The 20,037-nt window shown below is 52.0% G+C and carries 15 protein-coding genes; 4 read left to right on the top strand and 11 right to left on the bottom strand.

The window, feature by feature from the left end; all coding sequences use genetic code 11:
* Positions 1 to 7: 7 nt before the first annotated feature.
* The 9 genes from ureC to urtA form a co-directional block, all read right to left on the bottom strand.
* On the bottom strand, positions 8 to 1,711 hold the full coding sequence (gene ureC / locus ACXAGX_RS11855) for an urease subunit alpha (RefSeq protein ID WP_474838529.1): 1,704 nt from the start codon (positions 1,709 to 1,711) through the stop codon (positions 8 to 10).
* On the bottom strand, positions 1,698 to 2,036 hold the full coding sequence (locus ACXAGX_RS11860; RefSeq protein ID WP_474824178.1) for an urease subunit beta: 339 nt from the start codon (positions 2,034 to 2,036) through the stop codon (positions 1,698 to 1,700). The genes ureC and ACXAGX_RS11860 overlap by 14 nt, the downstream gene beginning before the upstream one ends.
* 13 nt (positions 2,037 to 2,049) lie before the next feature.
* A complete protein-coding gene (gene ureA, locus ACXAGX_RS11865) occupies positions 2,050 to 2,352 on the bottom strand; it encodes an urease subunit gamma (protein ID WP_070126025.1) in 303 nt (100 codons plus the stop codon).
* 21 nt (positions 2,353 to 2,373) lie between these two features.
* Complete coding sequence (locus ACXAGX_RS11870) at positions 2,374 to 3,267, bottom strand: urease accessory protein UreD (RefSeq protein ID WP_474824020.1); 894 nt, start codon at positions 3,265 to 3,267, stop codon at positions 2,374 to 2,376.
* A 6-nt stretch (positions 3,268 to 3,273) separates the two neighbouring features.
* On the bottom strand, positions 3,274 to 3,969 hold the full coding sequence (gene urtE, locus ACXAGX_RS11875) for an urea ABC transporter ATP-binding subunit UrtE (protein ID WP_474824023.1): 696 nt from the start codon (positions 3,967 to 3,969) through the stop codon (positions 3,274 to 3,276).
* Positions 3,962 to 4,759, bottom strand: a complete 798-nt coding sequence (gene urtD / locus ACXAGX_RS11880) for an urea ABC transporter ATP-binding protein UrtD (protein ID WP_474838531.1) — start codon at positions 4,757 to 4,759, stop codon at positions 3,962 to 3,964. The genes urtE and urtD overlap by 8 nt, the downstream gene beginning before the upstream one ends.
* The gene (urtC, locus tag ACXAGX_RS11885) at positions 4,756 to 5,868 is read right to left on the bottom strand and encodes an urea ABC transporter permease subunit UrtC (RefSeq protein WP_474838532.1); all 1,113 of its coding nucleotides are present in this window, start codon (positions 5,866 to 5,868) and stop codon (positions 4,756 to 4,758) included. Before urtC ends, urtD begins: the two co-directional genes overlap by 4 nt.
* Positions 5,868 to 7,469 carry an urea ABC transporter permease subunit UrtB gene (gene urtB / locus ACXAGX_RS11890; RefSeq protein ID WP_474838534.1) on the bottom strand — a complete coding sequence of 534 codons (1,602 nt, stop codon included), beginning with the start codon at positions 7,467 to 7,469 and terminating at the stop codon, positions 5,868 to 5,870. Before urtB ends, urtC begins: the two co-directional genes overlap by 1 nt.
* A 116-nt stretch (positions 7,470 to 7,585) precedes the next feature.
* Complete coding sequence (gene urtA / locus ACXAGX_RS11895; protein WP_070126030.1) at positions 7,586 to 8,872, bottom strand: urea ABC transporter substrate-binding protein; 1,287 nt, start codon at positions 8,870 to 8,872, stop codon at positions 7,586 to 7,588.
* 302 nt (positions 8,873 to 9,174) lie between these two features.
* Between urtA and ACXAGX_RS11900 the strand changes: the two genes are divergently transcribed.
* A complete protein-coding gene (locus ACXAGX_RS11900) occupies positions 9,175 to 12,552 on the top strand; it encodes an ATP-binding protein (RefSeq protein ID WP_474838536.1) in 3,378 nt (1,125 codons plus the stop codon).
* Here ACXAGX_RS11900 and ACXAGX_RS11905 read toward each other — a convergent pair.
* Together ACXAGX_RS11905 and ACXAGX_RS11910 are read right to left on the bottom strand one after the other, a co-directional pair.
* Complete coding sequence (locus ACXAGX_RS11905; RefSeq protein ID WP_474838538.1) at positions 12,503 to 13,810, bottom strand: DUF5690 family protein; 1,308 nt, start codon at positions 13,808 to 13,810, stop codon at positions 12,503 to 12,505. The genes ACXAGX_RS11900 and ACXAGX_RS11905 overlap by 50 nt on opposite strands.
* 57 nt (positions 13,811 to 13,867) lie before the next feature.
* Complete coding sequence (locus tag ACXAGX_RS11910) at positions 13,868 to 14,626, bottom strand: DeoR/GlpR family DNA-binding transcription regulator (RefSeq protein WP_474838540.1); 759 nt, start codon at positions 14,624 to 14,626, stop codon at positions 13,868 to 13,870.
* 205 nt (positions 14,627 to 14,831) lie between these two features.
* Here ACXAGX_RS11910 and ACXAGX_RS11915 point away from each other — a divergent pair, with 205 nt between their 5' ends.
* The 3 genes from ACXAGX_RS11915 (at position 14,832) to ACXAGX_RS11925 (ending at position 20,010) form a co-directional block, all read left to right on the top strand.
* Positions 14,832 to 17,171, top strand: a complete 2,340-nt coding sequence (locus tag ACXAGX_RS11915) for a TonB-dependent receptor (RefSeq protein ID WP_474824038.1) — start codon at positions 14,832 to 14,834, stop codon at positions 17,169 to 17,171.
* A 90-nt stretch (positions 17,172 to 17,261) separates the two neighbouring features.
* On the top strand, positions 17,262 to 19,301 hold the full coding sequence (locus tag ACXAGX_RS11920) for a phosphocholine-specific phospholipase C (RefSeq protein ID WP_474838542.1): 2,040 nt from the start codon (positions 17,262 to 17,264) through the stop codon (positions 19,299 to 19,301).
* A gap of 37 nt (positions 19,302 to 19,338) precedes the next feature.
* Positions 19,339 to 20,010, top strand: a complete 672-nt coding sequence (locus tag ACXAGX_RS11925) for an HAD family hydrolase (protein ID WP_474838544.1) — start codon at positions 19,339 to 19,341, stop codon at positions 20,008 to 20,010.
* Positions 20,011 to 20,037 lie beyond the last annotated feature (27 nt).

The raw sequence follows: 20,037 nt of genomic DNA on the forward strand, positions 1-20,037 counted from the left end.
AACTCTCTTAAAACAGGCTGTAACGCTGGGCCAGCGGTAATACTTCCATGGGTTCACAGGTCAGCAGTTCGCCATTGGCGCGCACTTCGTAAGTCTGTGGATCCACGGTAATATCCGGCTGCCAGTCGTTCAGCTTCATATCGTTTTTGGTGATGTTGCGGGTGTTCTTACACGCAATCAGTTGGCGGTGAATGCCGTACTGCTCACCGATGTTGTTATCCAGCGAGGCCTGGGACACAAAGGTCACCGAAATCTGCGATGCGGCGCTACCGAAACTACCGAACATAGGGCGGTAATACACTGGCTGTGGCGTGGGAATAGAGGCATTGGCATCTCCGATGGGCGCAGCCGCAATAAAGCCGGACTTCAGGATAAGGCTTGGTTTAATGCCGAAGAACGCCGGTTTCCACAGCACCAAATCAGCCATTTTGCCCACTTCCACCGAACCTACTTCCTCAGACACGCCGTGACTGATGGCCGGGTTAATGGTGTACTTGGCCACATAGCGGCGGGCGCGGTAGTTATCGTTGCGCTCAGAATCTTCCGGCAACGGCCCCCGCTGCACTTTCATTTTGTGGGCGGTCTGCCAGGTACGGCAAATCATCTCGCCTACCCGCCCCATGGCCTGACTGTCTGACGCAATCATGCTAATAGCGCCCAAGTCCTGCAGAATGTCTTCGGCAGCGATACTTTCCTTGCGGATACGGGAATCGGCAAAGGCCACGTCTTCCGGAATAGACGGGTCGAGATGGTGACACACCATCAACATGTCTAAGTGTTCATCGATGGTGTTAACCGTGTAAGGCCGTGTCGGGTTGGTGGACGACGGCAATACGTTTGCCTCGCCACAGGCACGGATAATATCCGGCGAGTGACCACCACCGGCACCTTCGGTGTGATAGGTGTGGATAGTACGGCCCTTGAACGCGCCCAGGGTATCTTCGAGAAAACCGGCTTCATTCAGGGTGTCGGTGTGAATGGCAATCTGCACATCGTAACGGTCGGCCACCGCCAGACAGTTATCAATCGAGGCTGGAGTGGTGCCCCAGTCCTCATGCAGTTTGAGGCCGCACACACCGGCTTCAATCTGTTCTTCCAGCGCTTTGGGCAGGCTGGCGTTGCCTTTACCGAGGAAACCAAAATTCATCGGCATATCCTGGGTGGCCTGCATCATTTTGGCGATGTTCCACGGCCCCGGTGTACAGGTAGTCGCATTGGTGCCCGTTGCCGGACCGGTGCCGCCGCCAATCATAGTGGTCACGCCGGACATCAGCGCCTCTTCCACCTGCTGCGGACAGATGTAGTGAATGTGGGCGTCGATGCCGCCGGCGGTGAGGATTTTGCCCTCACCGGCAATGATTTCCGTACCCGGACCTATCAGAATATCCACGCCGTCCTGCACGTCAGGGTTACCGGCTTTGCCAATGGCAGCAATACGGCCATTGTTCACTGCCACATCGGCTTTCACAATGCCCCAGTAATCGAGTATGAGCGCGTTGGTGATCACCAGATCCGGCGTTTCTTCGCAGCTGAACTGCCCCTGCCCCATGCCGTCACGAATCACTTTACCGCCGCCGAACTTCACTTCGTCGCCGTATCGCGTGTAGTCTTTTTCTACTTCAATGATAAGGTCAGTATCGGCCAGACGCACGCGGTCGCCAGTAGTAGGCCCGAACATGTGGGCATAAGCGTGTCGATCAATCTTTGACATCAGTTGCATCCTCTTCGTCAGACAAGGTGCCCATTACGTCACCGCGGAATCCGTAAATGGTTTTCGTACCGCCGAAGGGCACCAGCTCCACATTGCGTTTCTGGCCGGGTTCAAAACGCACAGCCGTGCCTGCGGTAATATCGAGACGCAGCCCTTTGGTAGCTTCGCGGTCAAACTGCAGCGCCGGATTCACTTCATAAAAGTGATAATGAGAACCTACCTGAATAGGACGGTCGCCGCTGTTCACCACGGTGATTTTCGTCACCGGTAAACCTGCGTTCAGTTCGATATCGCCATCGTCAGTAATAAACTCGCCGGGGATCATGTTGCCTCCTTGCTTACACGATGGGGTCATGAACGGTAACCAGCTTGGTACCGTCGGGGAACGTAGCTTCCACCTGAACGTCGTGGATCATTTCCGGTACGCCTTCCATGACCTGCTCGGCGGTGAGCACGGTGCGTCCGTAATCCATCAGCTCTGCCACGGTTTTACCGTCCCGGGCGCCTTCAAGAATTTCCAGCGAGATGTATGCCACGGCTTCCGGATAATTTAGCTTCAGGCCGCGGTTCAGACGCCGCTCGGCCAGCAGACCTGCTGTGAATAACAGCAGCTTGTCCTTTTCTCTGGGTAATAGTTCCAACGTTCTCTCCTGAAAATGCGGTTAGGTGTACCAGATCCGCGGTGGCACCGCGTCTCTGCCAGACATTAGCGGCCGGGTTGCCGCCCATATGCGGGCGAAACATTCCCGGCAGGCTTCACTGTCGTCACCGAGGTAGCGGGCAATCACCACGCCCTGTAATTGTGTAATGGCCAGCTCACCGTTTTCATGCTCCGCCTCTGAGGCGTTGCGGGCAAGCTCAACCAGTTGCTTTGCCATGGCCGTTGAACCGGCATGTTCACCATTGAACAACACCATGTTGCCCACCACATGATGACCGGCAAGACCGATGCGCGAGCGACACATGTCGTCCTCGGCTTCTACCGCGAGGCGGTCATGGAAACGGATGCGACCGTTGTGATACAGGCTTAAGGTTTGCGTAAAACGGCCTTTGTTGAAAGGCTGCTGAATATGCGGCAGACCAAGGCAGGCAATATCCCAGCCCACAAAGCTGGCGTTGCCTTCCACGAAAATGTCCGTAGTGCTGAACGCGTTGGCGTTGGCGTACACCAGGGTTTCGTGAGGCAGATATTCCAGCCGGGCGTTATCCTGCACATAAAAGCGATTGTGCTGGCTTTGTTTGCTGGCAATACCCACAGCGTCACGGGCGCGGTAGAACCGATTAGCCCCTGGCGTGGTGAGCAGTACTTCGCAATCGGTATCGAGGTGTGCGGCAATGTTCAGCTCATCACCAGACACAATGCCAGCGGGCGGATGCAGAAGATAAAGATGAGCTGCGCCACTGCGCTCAGGATAAAAGGCGCGCTGAACGCTCAGCGGGCCTTCGCGTTTGGTGTCTACCAGGCGGGTTTTTCCCTGCCTGGCTTTAAACGTCATGTCGAGGCGGGCCAGCCAGTGTTCATAGGCGGCCGCTACCTGAGGTATTGCTGTAGTCATTAATTCCTAAACAGACAGATACTGTTTCACCAGTTCATCAGTAAGCGCTGGCATCTCCCCGTGGGACACCACTTTGCCCCGCTCCATGAGGTAGAATTCCTCACCGACGGCGCGGGCGAATGGCAGCTTCTGTTCCACCAGCACGATGGTCATGTTCTTTTCTTTATTCAGTCGCAGCAGCACATCACGAATGAGCTGAACGATGTTTGGCTGAATGCCCTCATTGGGTTCATCGAGGATCAGCATATTCGGATTAAGCACCAATGCCCGGGCAATAGCAAGTTGTTGCTGCTGACCACCAGACAAATCGCCACCGCGACGCTGCAGCATCTCTTTGAGCACCGGAAAGTACTCAAACACTTCTTCCGGGATGGTGCGAGATTTCTGACGTTTGCAGTTCAGCGAAACTTTGAGGTTTTCTTCAACAGTAAGCTGACCGAAAATATGCCGCCCTTGTGGCACGTAGCCCACGCCGATATTGGCTCGGGTTTCGATGCTGCTTTTTGTCACGTCTTGATCGTTAATGGTAATGGAACCGCTGGCCGATGGCAGCAGACCCATCAAGCATTTCAGCAAGGTAGTTTTACCTACGCCGTTACGGCCCATAATACAGGTACGGGAGCCTTGAGCGATGTTCATATCTACATCCCAAAGAATGTGACTGCCGCCGTAACGCTGGTTCAGCTGAGAAATATTAATCATTACCTTCTTCCCCCAGATACACCTTTTTCACTTCCGGATCGCTCTGGATGGCATCCATGGTGCCTTCTGCCAACACGCTACCTTGATGCAGTACAGTAACCGTGCGAGCAATAGCGCGCACAAAGCCCATGTCGTGTTCCACCACCACTACCGAGTGTTCACCGGCCAGTGAGGTAAGCAATTCAGCGGTACGCTCGGCCTCAGAGACCGTCATCCCTGCTACCGGTTCGTCCACCAGCAACAGTTTTGGTTTCGCAGCCAGTAACATGCCGATTTCCAGCCACTGCTTCTGACCATGAGAGAGCACCGATGCAGGACGGTCGCGATGTTCAGTTAAGCCAATAGTGTGCAGAATACGGTCGATATCATCTTTCTGTTCGCCGCTCAGGTTATGCCACAAGGAAGTCCAAATACCCTTGTCCATTTTAAGACTCAGGTACAGGTTATCTTTTACGCTTAGCGCTTCAAATACCGTGGGTTTCTGGAATTTACGGCCAATACCTAAGCGGGAAATCTGTTCTTCGTTATGCTGCAGCAGGTTGAACTGCTGACCATAACTTACGGTGCCGGTATCTGGGCGAGTTTTACCGGTGATCACGTCCATCAGTGTGGTCTTACCCGCACCGTTGGCACCAATCAGGCAGCGCAGTTCGCCTTCTTTGATATACAGGTTCAGGTCGTTCAGCGCTTTGAAACCGTCGAAGCTCACACTCACGTTTTCCATGTACAGAATCATACCGTGACGGGTATCCGGGCCGGTCTGTTCCGGCGTCATCATAGCGGGTCTCATGCGGCGTTCTCCTGTGCTGTGGTGCTTTTCTTCGCAGGGAAACGTTTATCGAATAATCCCACCAGCCCTTTAGGTAACAGTAAGGTGACCAGCACGAACAAACCGCCCAATGCAAACAGCCAGGCTTCTGGCATGATGCCGGTAAGGCGGGTTTTGGCAAAGCTCACCACCACCGCACCGATAATGGCGCCGTACAGCGTACCGCGACCACCAATAGCTACCCAGATCACGATTTCGATAGAATTAATCGGTGAGAACTCACCGGGATTAATAATGCCAACTTGTGGCACGTACAGCGCACCGGCAATACCGGCCAGCACAGCAGAGAAGGTAAACAGGAAGACCTTATACGACGCGGAGTTGTAACCCACGAAGCGCACACGGCTTTCTGAATCGCGGATAGCGGTAATGATTTTACCGGCCTTGCAGGTCACGATGCGGTCGCACAGGTAGTAGGCCGCCGCCAGGATCACCACCGTCAAACCGAACAGCACTAAACGGGTGGTATCCGACTGCAGCGAGAAACCAAGAATGTCTTTAAAGTCGGTCATGCCGTTGTTACCGCCGAAGCCCATTTCGTTGCGGAAGAACGCCAGCATCAGTGCGTAAGTCATGGCTTGAGTCATGATAGACAGATACACACCGCTTACCCGGGAACGGAACGCCATGGCACCGAACACATAAGCCAGCAGACCCGGCGCCAGTACCACCATGGCAATCATCCACACAAAGCTGTCGGAACCCTGCCAGAACCACGGCAAACTGTCCCAGTTCAGGAACACCATAAAGTCTGGCAGTTCAGGGTTACCGTACACGCCGCGATCGCCAATCTGACGCATGAGGTACATGCCCATGGCATAACCGCCCAGCGCAAAGAACGCGCCGTGACCGAGGCTGAGAATACCGCAGTAACCCCACACCAAATCCAGCGCCAGTGCGAGCAAGGCATAACACAGGTATTTGCCCAGCAGATTCACCGAATAACTGCTCACATGAAACAACGAGCCTTCAGGAAACAGAGTGTTAGCGAGAATTACATAAATACCGACGATGGCGAGTATGGATACAACCCGCTGCACGCTGCTTAGCTGCATAAACTTATTCAACATTATTCAGCTCTCCCTTTTTGCGGGAACAGGCCCATAGGACGTTTCTGGATAAAGAACACTAATCCCACCAACACGATAATCGTAGCCAGTACCGGACCGGTGACCGGCTCCAGGAATTTGTTCAAAATACCCAATGTCATTGCTGATACCAGCGTGCCCCACAAGCTCGCTACGCCACCAAACACCACTACCAGGAAGGAATCGATGATGTACGACTGTCCCAGGTTCGGACCCACGTTGGTCAGCTGACTCAGCACCACGCCAGCCACACCGGCAATACCAGAACCTAGACCGAAGGTTGCGGCATCCACCCAGTTGCTTTTCACACTAAGTGCACGAGCCATATCGCGGTTTTGTGCCACGGCGCGAACGTGCAGACCCAGCGACGATTTCTTCAAGAAAATCATCAGCGCGAAAAACACGGTGAGAGAAAACAGAATGATGTACAGACGGTTGTAGGTAACCGAGAAAACCGGATTGATTTGCAATGAGCCGCTCATCCATTCCGGTGCTGCCACCTGACGGTTCAGTGGTGAAAACACGGTTCTCACCAATTGCTGCAGAATAAGGCTGATGCCGAAAGTGGCCAGCAGCGTTTCCAGCGGGCGACCTTTGAGGAACTGAATCACGCTCCGCTCTATGACTATGCCCACGAACCCGGAAACCAGAAAGGCCGCAGGCACCGCCATCAGCAGAGAGTATTCAATTAAACCCGGAAAGGCTTGTTGAATAACGTAAGTGGTATAAGCTCCCAGCATGATCATCTCGCCATGCGCCATGTTAATCACACCCATTACACCAAAGGTGATGGCAAGACCAATGGCCGCCAGTAACAGCACAGAGCCCATGCTCACGCCAAAGAAAATATTTTCTGCCCAGCCGTACCATTTACGCTGCGCTTCAATACCCGCCAGGGTAGAGTTCAGTGCATCGCGCACGGTTTCTGGCAACGCATCTTGTTGCTGCAGTTGCATTAACGCAATGCGCACGTCTGGCTGCAGATTGCCACGCAGGGTATTAATCGCATCGAGTTGCTTAGATTCATCACCGCTATTGAGTTCCTGCAGCGCGGCGATTGCCGACAGCAACGCATGTATGTCGCTGTCTTGCTCTTTCTGCAAACGATTCGCTAGTAGCTGAGGGGAAATTTGATCGACATCGGAAAGCAGGTTCTTTACGGCTTTCAAGCGCACATCAGGATTGCTGTCGCTGATATTTTGCTGTGCTTGCAACTGACGAATATGACTACGCACGCTGTTGTTCACGCGCACTTTACGCAGGCGAACACCCGACGGTTCTGCTATGACTTCGCCGGTTAATACATCGGTAAATTGACGTTCACCCTGCACTTTCGTCATGGTGATAACTTGTTGAGAGCGTGGATGATAATACACGTCTCCACCCAGCAGATTAGTCAGCAAGGTTGCCGTGCGCGGGTCTTCCTGCTCAGCAAATTTATCGAGCAAGGCAGGCAAGGTTTTGAAATTGGTATCGGGGAGTTCGGCGACCAGTTCTTCAAAGCTCTGCTCTTCGGCACCGACGTTAAACGCCATTCCCAGAAAAGACAGAACAAAGAATAAGGCCAGGAAAGGCTTAACCATGAAGATTCCTTCGCTAATACGAAATGGATGGGGTTACCGCTGCGAGCTTGATTTGCTAAATGATAACCGATTCGTTCAGCGCAACCGGGAGCCAGCCCCGGTTGCCAGAGCAGGGATTATTTGGCGCCGGTGCAGGCACCTTTAACCACGTCGTAGCTGCCGCAGTTCATGGGTGCACTCCAATCAGACATCAGGTTTTTAGAAGTTTCGAGATAGTCGGACCAGGCATCGCCGCGCACGGTTCCCGGCGTTTCCCAGACCACTTCAACCTGGCCATCATCCTGAATTTCACCAATGAATACTGGCTTAGACAGGTGATGATTCGGGTTCATTACAGCAATACCGCCAGTCAGGTTAGGCGTTGCCATACCAATCAATGCATCAGAAACGGTGTCTACGTCGGTGGTGCCAGTTTGCTCTACCGCTTTTGCCCACATGTTGAAGCCAATGTAGGTGGCTTCCATTGGGTCGTTCGTTACTCGGTCTTCGTCGCCAATGAATGCTTTCCACTTGGCAATAAAGGCATCGTTCTCATCGGTATAAATGCTCTGGAAGTAGTTCCATGCCGCCAGGTGACCCACCAGTGGTGACGTATCGAAACCAGACAGTTCTTCTTCACCTACCGAGAACGCCACTACCGGAATGTCTTCCGCAGAAATGCCCTGGTTACCTAACTCTTTGTAGAAGGGCACGTTGGCGTCACCGTTGATGGTAGAAACTACAGCGGTTTTCTTGCCGGTGGAACCGAATTTCTTCACGTCAGATACGATGTTCTGCCAGTCCGAGTGACCAAACGGCGTGTACTGAATCATGATGTCTTTATCTTCAACACCATTGGCTTTGAGGTACGCTTCAAGGATTTTGTTGGTGGTACGCGGGTAAACATAGTCGGTACCCAGCAGTACCCAACGCTCTGCGCCGATATCGTTCATCAGGTAATCAACTGCAGGAATGGCCTGCTGGTTTGGCGCCGCGCCGGTGTAGAACACGTTTTTCGATGATTCTTCACCCTCATACTGTACCGGGTAGAACATCATCCCGTTCAGCTCTTCCACAACCGGCAGAACAGATTTACGGGAAACCGACGTCCAACCGCCGAAGATCACGTCCACATCTTCCTGCACCAACAACTCACGGGCTTTTTCTGCGAATAAAGGCCAGTTCGACGCCGGGTCAACCACTACCGCTTCAATCTTCTTGCCCAGCAGACCGCCTTTCTTGTTCTGCTCATCCACCATCATCAGTACGGTGTCTTTAAGTGTGGTTTCACTGATGGCCATAGTGCCGGTAAGAGAATGCAGCACACCCACTTTGATGGTATCGTCATCTTTTGCGAACGTGACTGAGGAAGCGAGTGAACTGGCAATAAGGGCCGCAGCCAGTGTCAGTTTTTTTAGTTTCATGTGATGTCCTTCAAGTTGTTCCGGCGTTTTATTATTGGCGTTTTGTGTCATCTCGACGCGAGATTATGGAAGGTGAGCAAATCGTAAGAAACTGCTGATTGGCGTCATACCTTATACCTATGGCTAAATGGTATGGTGAGACTTCAAAGAAAAGAATGAGTTAAATTACGTAGTTGATACTCGCGTTATTCCCATACTCTAAATGCCAAACTACGAGTATGATTTCGTACAACGCTTCGCTGACGATTTCTGCGCGGCACCAGAATGTTTTTTTATCGCCATAAACCGGGCCAGAAACCTTTATGCAGCCTACTCCGAAAATAACTACCGGCCGCCGGATCTACAATAAACTCGTGGTCAACGAGATGATGGAAGACTTCGCCCTGCGATTCACTGCCATCCGTGCCCGAAAATGGTCTTACTCGCGAATTGCCAATACCGCATTGGGCATTGTGTCGTTTATGGTGCTCGAAGCAATTGGGGGGGCCATAACTTTAAACTATGGCTTCACAAACGCCGCCTGGGCAATACTTGCGCTTATCTTTGTCATTTTTATTAGCGGCACGCCCATCAGTTATTACGCGGCAAAATACGGTGTCGATATAGACCTACTGAGCCGGGGAGCCGGGTTTGGTTACATCGGATCTACCATAGCCTCGTTAATCTACGCCTCATTCACGTTTATCTTTTTCGCTCTTGAAGCCGCCATTATGAGTATGGCGCTGGAGTTACTTTTTGGTCTGCCGCTGTATCTAAGTTACGCCCTTAGTGCGCTGGTAGTGATGCCGCTGGTGACCCACGGTATTACCTATATCAGCCGCTTTCAGGTGTGGACTCAGCCCATCTGGATAGTGCTACAACTGATCCCCCTGCTGTATGTGTTTAACCATCCTGACTCCAGTTTGCGGGAATGGGTGAACTTCACCGGCGATGCCGAAGTGTCGCCCGGCACCTTCAATATTTTTATGTTTGGTGCGGCCTCTGCCGTGCTGTTATCGCTGGTAGCGCAAATTGGCGAACAGGTTGATGTGCTGCGCTTCCTGCCGCCAAAACCGAAAAATGAAGGTGCACACAAATGGTGGTTTGCGCTGATCATGGCCGGTCCGGGCTGGATAATTTTTGGTGCTGGAAAACTGTTTCTAGGTTCGTTTCTGGCCTACCTGGCGCTGAAACAAGGCGTCACCCGAGATTTAGCATCAGATCCTGCCCACATGTATCAGGTGGCGTTTGGGTACATTTTTAACAACACCACTGCCAGCGTGGTCATCGCCACGGCTTTTGTGATCATCTCACAGCTCAAAATTAACGTGGCGAATGCCTACGCCGGTTCGCTAGCGTGGTCGAACTTTTTCAGCCGCGTTACCCACAATCACCCCGGCCGGGTGGTGTGGATGATCTTCAACATTCTGATTGCCCTGCTTCTCATGGAGCTTGGGATTTACCAAACCATCAAAGAAATGCTGCAGATTTACTCCGTACTCGTGCTGTCATGGCTGAGTTCGGTGGCGGCCGATTTATTGATTAATAAGCCGTTGGGATTTAGCCCTCCCATCGTCGAGTTCAAACGCTCCAAGCTATACGATATCAACCCTGTAGGGACTTTCTCGATGTTCTTCGCCTCGCTGGTAGGCTTCGGTGCGCACTTCGGCTTATTAGGTGAATATGGTGTGGCGATGGGGTCGTTTATCGCCTTCTTTCTGCCCTTTATTACCGTTCCACTTATCGGCTATATGACACAGGGCAAGTATTATTTGGTGCCCAACCAAACCCATGCGCATCTTGAGGGCGACCAACAAGCTTGCTGCATTTGCGAACACACTTTCGACCGTGAAGACATGAGCTTTTGCCCGGCGTATCAACAACCCATTTGTTCGCTGTGCTGTAGCCTGGATGTGCGCTGTAATGACCAATGCCGTCCAGGGGCCACTTTATCGGCACAGGCGCTAGCTTACTTCCGTAATCGCTTTAGTCCGAAAACTATCGAATTGCTCACGTCGCCCATTGCGCTGAGTTTGGCTCTTACACTTGTACTCAGCGTGATATCAGCCGCCATTCTTTCACTGATTTACTGGCAAATTCCGCCAGAATCCATTCAGCTTCGAGAGATATTACGCGAGACACTATTCAAGGTGTTTTTCTTTCTGCTCATTATTATTGGTGTGGTGAGCTGGTTGTTTACGCTGGCCAAAATCAGTAATAGCTCTGCGTTGAAAGAGCTCCGTTCTCAAACCATGGCATTGGCTACCGAAGTGGCAGCCCACGAAAAAACGTCCATGGCGTATCAAATTGCCAAAGAGGAAGCGGAATCGGCCAACAAAGCGAAGAGTCGTTATCTTGCCGGGCTTAGCCATGAATTACGCACCCCGTTGAATGTACTGCTTGGCTATTCACAATTGCTGTTCAAAGACGACCAGCTCCCTACCCGCATTCAGGGCCCGCTAAACACCATGCGTCGCAACTGCGAGCACCTGGGAGACCTCATTGAAGGCGTGCTGGAAGTCTCGAAAATCGAAGCCGGACGCTTATCGGTGCACAAAGAAGACATTCAGCTTCACAGCTTTCTTGAACAGATGGTGAATATGTTTGAACAGCAGGCGTCGTCGAAGGGCCTCGAGTTTAACTGTAGCTTTACCAAAAATCTGCCGGCACTGGTTTCCGGAGACAAACAACGCCTGCGACAAATTCTGATCAACCTCATCTCCAACGCGATTAAGTTCACCGGTCAGGGCAGCGTAAATTTCACGGTGACGTACCGCAACGAAGTGGCCCATTTTACGGTTGAAGACACGGGTACGGGTATTGCGAAGAAAGATCTTGAGACCATTTTCCATCCCTTCGAGCGGGTAGCCGGTACCGAAACGACCGTTGCCGGAACCGGTCTTGGCCTTACCATTTCCCGTGCTCTGGCTGAACTCATGGGGGGTGAAATTAGCGTGACCAGCGAACCGGAAAAAGGCAGTAAGTTCCGGCTGAGCTTAATGCTGCCACGTCTTACCGATGAAAACCGGGCAGTCATTCTGGAAGAGAAGAAAATCTACGGCTACGAAGGTGAACGCAAAACCATCATCACCATCGACGATGAGGCCGGTCAGCGGGATTTACTGGCAGATATTCTCACGCCCCTTGGCTTCGATGTGATTAAAGCGGAGTCGGCTAAACACGGTATTGTGCGGGTAATGCAGGGCGAAGCCGATTTGTTGCTACTCGATCTTAAAATGCCTGAAATCAGCGGTTGGGAAGTAGCACGATTGATTCGCCAAGCGCAGAACAAAATTCCTATTATTATTATCTCTGCAAATGTGCGGGAACTGGATGCCGACGATAACGCCCAGCACTTCCACAACGACTATCTGACCAAACCGTTCCTCATTCCGGATCTTCTGGACAAAGTAGGTCATTGGCTGGGTATTCAGTGGGTTTACGAACAAAAACCGGAACTACCGCAAGAAGCTGAAACGCCAGAATCGACACTACCACCGGCAGGTAAAAACCAGTATGTGTCGTTGCGCTCCATGGCGGAAATTGGCTATTTGTCTGGCTTTAATTCAAAGTTGGACGCCATCAGTGAAACCCATACTATTCCGGCCATAGAAGCCAAAGCGCTACGGCAGTTAGCCTCAAAAATACAGTTTAAGAAAGTCGTGGAAATTCTTGATGGGCTGATTGCAGCGAGTGAATAAACCGGCGGCGGAAGTAAAGTGCTGCCGCCAACATCAATACCATGCCTGATACCGATACAAAATAGGCACTGTCGATGAGAAAGCGGGTCCAACTGATGTTACCGTCGAAGCCGCTTTTAAACAGCAGAATTGCAACGCCACCGGCGTAACCCGTGGCGTCGGCAACATAAATCAGAAAACCTGCGTTTGCCCGCACATTCATCAGGCTCACCAACCTTTCAAAGATAATGCAGTTAAAAGGCACGTACGCCAGATAAATGCTGATGGTCAGACATATCATCCAGCTCAGGCCGGAAATGATGTGTAGCTGGTACAGCAACGCGCTTAAACCCATACCAGCAAAGCCGCCCACCACCATGAGATGATTCACCATTAGCGCGCGAAAGTGCTGTTTAATCCACATTACGCAGCCAATGAGGGCCAGCACGACGAGAGAAGCATACAGCGAGGACATGACGAAAATGCCCGGCGCATCGCCATAGCCCAGATGTTGCCAGATTTCAGCCGCAAAATTATCGCTGAAATCACGAATGGCAGACAACAACATGTAGGCAATAATCAGACAGGACAAACCCACAAAATACTGATTCAACAACGCAAGGCGATCGTGGCGAGACATGGGCTTCCGGGCACGACGCGAGGCAATATCCATCGCAGAGGGTGGCGGTGTTTTGGCGAGCCAACGCACCGACAAAAACAGTGGCAAAGTGAACAACGCGCCAGTGGCGGCGGGCATCCAGTACTCACTGACGCCGAGCTCCAGCATAAAAAATAAACCAACAGATTTGACGACACCAGAAGACACAATAAAGCTGACAGACAGAATGGCTGCAAGCACTTCCGTAGTGCGCCGCCCTTCCAGATAACTGAACACCAACCCCCAAATCATGCCTAACGGCAAACCATTTAAGAACAGGCCCAGCAATTTACTTTCGCCGGGTAGCAGGGCAAAGGCAATCAGTGCGACTTCCGATGTCATCACCAGCATCAAGATGGCTTTTGCCCGGTTTGCTGCGGTCATCTGGGCAATAACCCGAATGCCGATAAATTTCGACAGCGCGTAACCCAATACCTGAGCGATGATCAGGGCACTTTTGAAATCCAGCCCGAATACCCCATCGGCCTGCTCGTAACTTGCCACCGCAAAGGGTTTGCGAAAAGCATACATGCAGAAATAGGTAGAGAAGGCGGCGATGGCGGCGCTAAGTACAAACAACCATTGCTCGCGTGCCGGGAAAGTGACTTTGGGTTCAGGCATTGCCCGCGGTTCAAAAGAAAAGTGATGCGCTCAGTCTAGCAATGAAATATGAACAATTTATTGAGGCGCACACACCACGTCTACCCCTGCAGCTTGCAGCGCACTGGCTAGCGCAGCAGACGGTTGCAGCTCGCAAACAACGCCGTCTATCTCGCTTAACGCAGCAAATTGCACAGTGCCTGGGGCTTCAAATTTCGATGAGTCCGTCACCACCACTTTTTTGCGGGCCAGCGGCAGTAGTGCCCGTTTAAAATCTGCTTCGTCATGACTGAAATCCAGCCAGCCCCCGTCTGCACTTACACCACCAGCAGAGAGAAACAGAATATCAGGCACATAACGACTCGCCTGGGAAATGGCTTCAACGCCGAAGGCGGCCCGGTAATCCATATCCACTACACCGCCCACAATCACCAATTTGCAATCTGGTCTGCCAGCAAGCTCTGCCGCCACTTCCAATGAATTGGTGATCACAGTGAGGCTTTTCTGGCTGGTAAGTGCCTTCGCCAGCCAGTAACTGGTCGTGCCGCTGTCGATGAATACCGTCATGCCGTCTTGTACCTGCTCGGCAGCTTTCAGGCCTATGCGCTTTTTCACTTCTGCGCTGCGATTTACCCGTTGCCAGTAAGGCGGCTCAAGCTGGGTAGCGGGCAAGCGCACGCCACCGTGGATCTTTTCCACTCGTCCCGCAGACTCCAATTGTTTGATGTCTCGGCGGATGGTTTCTTCCGAAACGGCAAACTGTTTGGAAAGCTCTGATACCGACATAGAACGGTGTAATTCCACCAATTCCAGCATTGCCGTTCGCCTGTCTGTCATGAATAACACTCCGGGAAAATGATGGCGCAAGTATATCTGCTTCGCGTTTTGGCTCAAGCACAAAACCACACAAATCCACAAAATGTCACACCAATTCACACAAACTGTCATATTTCAGTCCTAGTCTGACTGCCGTCACAGCGTCGGGTAGCGCCTTTCCGACCGAAAAAGAAATCACACAGAAAACCACACACAAGGAATCGAAATGAAAAAGCTTAGCTGCTTTGCCCTTTCACCACTCATGCTTGCCATGGCTAGCGCCACGGTTGTTGCACAGGAAGCTGAAACAGAAAAACAAAAACAGCAGACTGAAGAGATTGTCGTCATTGGTCAGAAGCAAACGTTTGCCTCAAATACCGTTTCTATGGATATGATTTCCCGTCGTCCGGCCAATGCCTCGGTAAATACCGTGGTGCAGGAGCTGCCGGGTGTAATCGTGCAGGAGGCCGATACCTTTGGTTCTTCTGACTGGATGACCAACATCCGCATGCGCGGTTTTAACACCAATAATGGTCAGATTGGTACCACCCTCGACGGCATGCCAAACGGCGGTTCAGGCTACGGCGGCGGCAGTAAGGCGAACAAATTCATCGACGTGTTCGATCTGGAAACCGTTGAAGTGAGTCAGGGTACGGCAGACATCAGCTCGCGCTCGAACGAAGCACTGGGCGGTACGCTGAACTTTATCACTACCGACCCGATGATGGATGAGAACATCAGCGTGTATTACATGGCCGGTGATCAGGATGCCAGTAAATACCGCTTCCGTTACGACTCTGGCGAAATAGCCCAGGATACGTACTTCTTCATCAGCGGCTCTTCGTCTGAAAACAAAGACGTATGGGATAATGCCGCGACAACCGAAAAAGACTATCTCACCGGTAAGCTCATCACCGCTTACAACGGCTACAACATTACCGCGTTCGCCACGTTCAACGATTCCAACGAAAATGAGTACGAGTATATTTCGCTGGAACAATACGCCGAGAACCCGCGTCACGATGCGCTGCACGCCAACTGGACGGGTTTGCCAAGCCTCGATGAAAATAACCGTAACGGCTGGCGCGCCCTGCGTGACAACAAATTCTACAGCCTGAAACTGGACAAAGATTTTGGCGATTTCGCGTTTAACACCTCGGCTTACTTCCATCGCATGGATGGTCGTGGCGACTGGATCCCGCCTTATGTCACTGACGTAGACGGCGACGGCACACTGGATGCAGAATTGTCTGGCGACACCTTGTACGGCGATTACAACGGCGACGATATCTACTTCGTAAATGCCGGTACTACCACGCCGGGTTCAGTAATGAGCAGCTGTACTGGCCGCTTTGGTCTGAGCGCCGCGCAGGACCCGGAATGTTATGTAGGCAACGTGGAGCCGGTAAGCTCTTACCGCACGTCTAACTACTCAAACCGTCGCTATGGCCTGACCGGTGATGCCTCTTACGATTTCACCACCGGCGATGTGGCGCACACCCTGCGCGCCGGTTTCTGGTATGAAAATTACGATGCCGATGTGACTCGTCAATGGCACCTGATCAATAACCCGCAAACCAGCGTGGAATTCAGCAGCACGCCATACTGGGTACAGTACAAAACCGAAGCCAATACGAAAGAGTTGATGTACTACGTGCAGGAAAATCTGGAAGTCGGTCCGTTAGCGGCCAGCATTGGTGTGAAGCAGTTCCAGGTAGACACCACCGTAGACCATTTCTACAACGACGACCGCACGGCAGAACTGGATAACACTTCTGATCCGCTGCTGTATGTCGGTGCAACTTACACTACGCCGGTAGATGGCCTGGAAGTGTTCGCCGGCTACTCCGAAAACTACAAGTCTATTACCCCTGGAATCATCGATTCTGGCCTGTCGAACAACGAGCTTGGCACCATCGATCCTGAAACCTCCGACAACATCGAAGTGGGTTTCCGTTTTAACAATCGTGATTTCAAAGCGGCGGTAACGTTCTACGACATCAAGTTTGAAAACCGTATCGTTCAGCTCGATACCAACGTACTGGAAGGCATCGACTATAAGGAAGAGGTCGACGGCTCATACATCAACGCCGGTGGTCAGAAGAGCCGCGGTGTGGAAGTACTGGCGTCTTATCAGTTGACCAGTGCCCTGCGTGTATCCGGTTCTTATACCTTCGATGATTCTGAATATCTGGGTACTGGTGATGCCGGTCTGGATGCCAATTCAGGTATCGTAGCGGGTAACCAAGTTTACGGTGGACCAGAAACCTTCTACTCACTGGCAGTGGATTACATGGGTGAAGCCATGAGCTCAGGTTTGTCGTTGCGTCACATTGGCGACCGTTACATCAACTTTGAAAACAGCGCTTCTGCGCCGGCTTACGAAGTGGTTGATGCCTACATTGGTGCCGATTTCACCGACGTTGCACCGCAGCTTAAAGAAGTGCACGTTCGCCTGAACGTAAACAACCTGCTGGACCGTGAATACATCATTGGTGTGGGCACTAACAGCGTTTACCCGGGCTCGCCGCGTACCGTTACCCTGACAGTTGGTGCAGACTTTTAATTAGTCAGCCCTTAATCTGTCATAAAGCAAGACTAACATTCCCCCGCCCTTTTCGGGGGAATATTCTTTTAACGAATTCAAGGTGATTGTATGGCCGATATTAACCGTCGTCAGTTTCTGGCCGCTTCCGGGGCAACCGGACTGTTCGCAGCCTTCCCATCTATTGCCCGCGCCGTTTCTATTCCCGCCAATGTGAAATCCGGCAGTATTAAAGATGTGGAGCATGTTGTTATTCTGATGCAGGAGAACCGGTCGTTCGATCACTACTTTGGTACCCTCTCTGGCGTACGTGGGTTCTCCGATCCCTACCCGGCGCCAGCGAAAGCAACGGAAAAACAACAGAACAGGGATGTTTTTCTTCAGCAAAATACCACCAAAGAAGGGCCGGAATGGGTGCACCCGTTTCCGCTGAATACCCGCCAGAATTTCGCCCACATGCGGGTTGAAGGCACACCGCACTCCTGGCCTGATGCACAGGACGCCTGGGATCACGGCCGCATGAGCCACTGGCCAGATGCCAAATACCTACACGCCATGGGCTACTTTAACCGGGACGACATGCCCTTTCAGTTTGCCCTTGCCGAAGCCTTTACGCTTTGCGATGCCTATTATTGTTCATCGCAAACCGGCACCAATACTAACCGTCTTTTTTTATGGTCGGGCACCAACGACGGCAATGCCACACACGGTGGTCCGGCGATTGGTAATTCCCACGACAATCTGCCGGAAAACGGCGGTTATGCTGAAGCGTACTCCTGGACAACCTACGTTGAGCGTCTGCAGGAAGCCGGTATCGACTGGACCATTTACCAGGACATGGCGGATAACTTTACCGACAATCCACTGGTGGGCTTCAAAGCCTTCCAGGATTCCTACGCTGGCACACCTGACAGTGACCCCGAATTAGCCAAACGGGCGCTCACCACCCGCGCGCTGGATAAACTTCGCGACGATGCCGCAAAGGGCAGTTTGCCTCAGGTTTCTTACATCATCGCCACGGCGGAAGGCTCGGAACATCCCGGTCCGTCAAGTCCGGCGCAGGGTGCAGCGTACATTGCTGATGTATTAGATGCGCTCACCGCGAATCCTGATGTGTGGTCGAAAACCGCCCTGTTTATCATGTTCGATGAAAACGACGGCTTCTTTGATCACATGCCGCCGCCCGCGCCGCCATCAAAAAGCACAAACGGCGAGTTTGCTGGTCATTCACAGATTGCCACAAACGGCGAATACCACCAGCATGTCTCCGAAGCAGATAAAAGCCTGGAGCGACCCGATCTGATGGGGAATCCTTATGGCCTTGGCCCGCGGGTGCCGGCTTATGTTATTTCACCCTGGAGCCGCGGTGGCTTTGTGAGTTCAGAAGTCATGGACCACACTTCGGTGATCCGTTTTCTGGAGCAACGCTTCGGCGTAATGGAACCCAATATCACACCGTGGCGTCGGGCTGTCTGCGGCGATTTTGTCAGTGCCTTTGATTTTCAAACGCCAAATAAAGGCAGTTTACCGGTATTCCCCGATCCGCGTGAAGATGCCCGGCTGGCAGGAGAACTCCCAGAGCGCACCGTGCCGGTGATACCCGGTGATATGACCATGCCACAACAGGAAAAAGGACGTCGGCCTCAGCGGCCAAACCTTTACGATATCAATGTAGAGTTGGAAACGACTGAAGGCGCGCTTTCGCTGTCTTTCATTAATCGTGGCAGTCGCGCTGCTGTTTTCCACGTTTACGACCGCATGGCTCTTGATGAGATCCCCCGGCGTTTCACCATTGATACGACCAGTAAGCACAACTCGTCCTGGCAAGCCCATGAGAAAAACGGCTCATCGCAATTTGATTTGCAGATAATGGGGCCGGAAGGCTTTCATCGTCGGGTTAGCATAGACAAAACGCAACTTAACCAGCTTGAAAAGATAACCCTTACCGCCAATACGGAAGGTTGCTTTATCACCGCTTATGCAAAAGGCTATGCGCTGTCGCTGAATAACGCGAAACTTGCAAAGCAACCGCTGCCGGTGGGCGTAAAAGTGCCGGTACCGGTTGATGAAAATGGCCGGTATGATTTAACCCTTTCGCTGCCAGGTAGCGCCACTAGCTTTGTACAATACGCCGGTCGTTTACCGTCTTAAGGCATTGTTCAGTAGTATTTATCAACATGGAAACCCAATGTCGCAACCGGCTCTGGTCGTCTTCGATTTAGACGGCACCCTCATTGATGCAGACTGCGCCCAGGACTGGCTGACCTTTCTGAAGCAGAAAAACTGGCCGGGCGCATGCTACGCTGAAACCCGCTGTGCAGCCATAATGGAAAGCTATACCAGTGGGCAAATGGATATGCAGGCTTATATGGCCGAATGGGTTCAGCCCATTATGGGTAAGCCAGTTCACGACATAGAGGCGTTGGCCGAAGAGTTTGCGTTTCAAACGGTAAACGCACATATCTTCATTGAAGGCATTGCCCATGTAAAAGCGTGTCTGCAGCGGGGTGACATCGTAATGCTTATTTCCGCCAGCCCTTCGTTGGTGGTGCGCCCCATTGCTCGGCTGTTAGGCATTAAGCACGCCATTGGCATTGATGTAGCCATTGAAAATGGCCAGTTCACCTCGCAGGCTTTTCAGCCTTTCAGCTTTGGTGCAGGCAAACTTTTGTGTTTAGAACAATGGCTTCAGGAACATCAATTAACCGGCTTGCCGCTCTCCACAATGTACAGCGATTCCCGCAACGATTTACCGCTGCTTAACCACGCCCAAAAGGCCATGGTGGTGAATGCCGACCCTTTTGTGACTGAGATAGCCAGACGTGAAAATTGGGAAATTTTGTCTTGGAGAACAGCCTAAATAATACTTTTTCACCTTATTTACATT

The organism is Alteromonas sp. ABV4_515 (genome assembly GCF_056160345.1).

Bases quoted from the DNA above. Each gene is read 5' to 3' on its own strand.
- ureC (WP_474838529.1), bottom strand. From the start codon at position 1,711: ATGTCAAAGATTGATCGACACGCTTATGCCCACATGTTCGGGCCTACT.
- ACXAGX_RS11915 (WP_474824038.1), top strand. From the start codon at position 14,832: ATGAAAAAGCTTAGCTGCTTTGCCCTTTCACCACTCATGCTTGCCATG.
- urtA (WP_070126030.1), bottom strand. From the start codon at position 8,872: ATGAAACTAAAAAAACTGACACTGGCTGCGGCCCTTATTGCCAGTTCA.
- ACXAGX_RS11870 (WP_474824020.1), bottom strand. From the start codon at position 3,267: ATGACTACAGCAATACCTCAGGTAGCGGCCGCCTATGAACACTGGCTG.
- ACXAGX_RS11910 (WP_474838540.1), bottom strand. From the start codon at position 14,626: ATGACAGACAGGCGAACGGCAATGCTGGAATTGGTGGAATTACACCGT.
- urtE (WP_474824023.1), bottom strand. From the start codon at position 3,969: ATGATTAATATTTCTCAGCTGAACCAGCGTTACGGCGGCAGTCACATT.
- ACXAGX_RS11900 (WP_474838536.1), top strand. From the start codon at position 9,175: ATGCAGCCTACTCCGAAAATAACTACCGGCCGCCGGATCTACAATAAA.
- ACXAGX_RS11920 (WP_474838542.1), top strand. From the start codon at position 17,262: ATGGCCGATATTAACCGTCGTCAGTTTCTGGCCGCTTCCGGGGCAACC.
- ACXAGX_RS11925 (WP_474838544.1), top strand. From the start codon at position 19,339: ATGTCGCAACCGGCTCTGGTCGTCTTCGATTTAGACGGCACCCTCATT.
- ACXAGX_RS11860 (WP_474824178.1), bottom strand. From the start codon at position 2,036: ATGATCCCCGGCGAGTTTATTACTGACGATGGCGATATCGAACTGAAC.
- urtB (WP_474838534.1), bottom strand. From the start codon at position 7,469: ATGGTTAAGCCTTTCCTGGCCTTATTCTTTGTTCTGTCTTTTCTGGGA.
- urtD (WP_474838531.1), bottom strand. From the start codon at position 4,759: ATGAGACCCGCTATGATGACGCCGGAACAGACCGGCCCGGATACCCGT.
- ACXAGX_RS11905 (WP_474838538.1), bottom strand. From the start codon at position 13,810: ATGCCTGAACCCAAAGTCACTTTCCCGGCACGCGAGCAATGGTTGTTT.
- urtC (WP_474838532.1), bottom strand. From the start codon at position 5,868: ATGTTGAATAAGTTTATGCAGCTAAGCAGCGTGCAGCGGGTTGTATCC.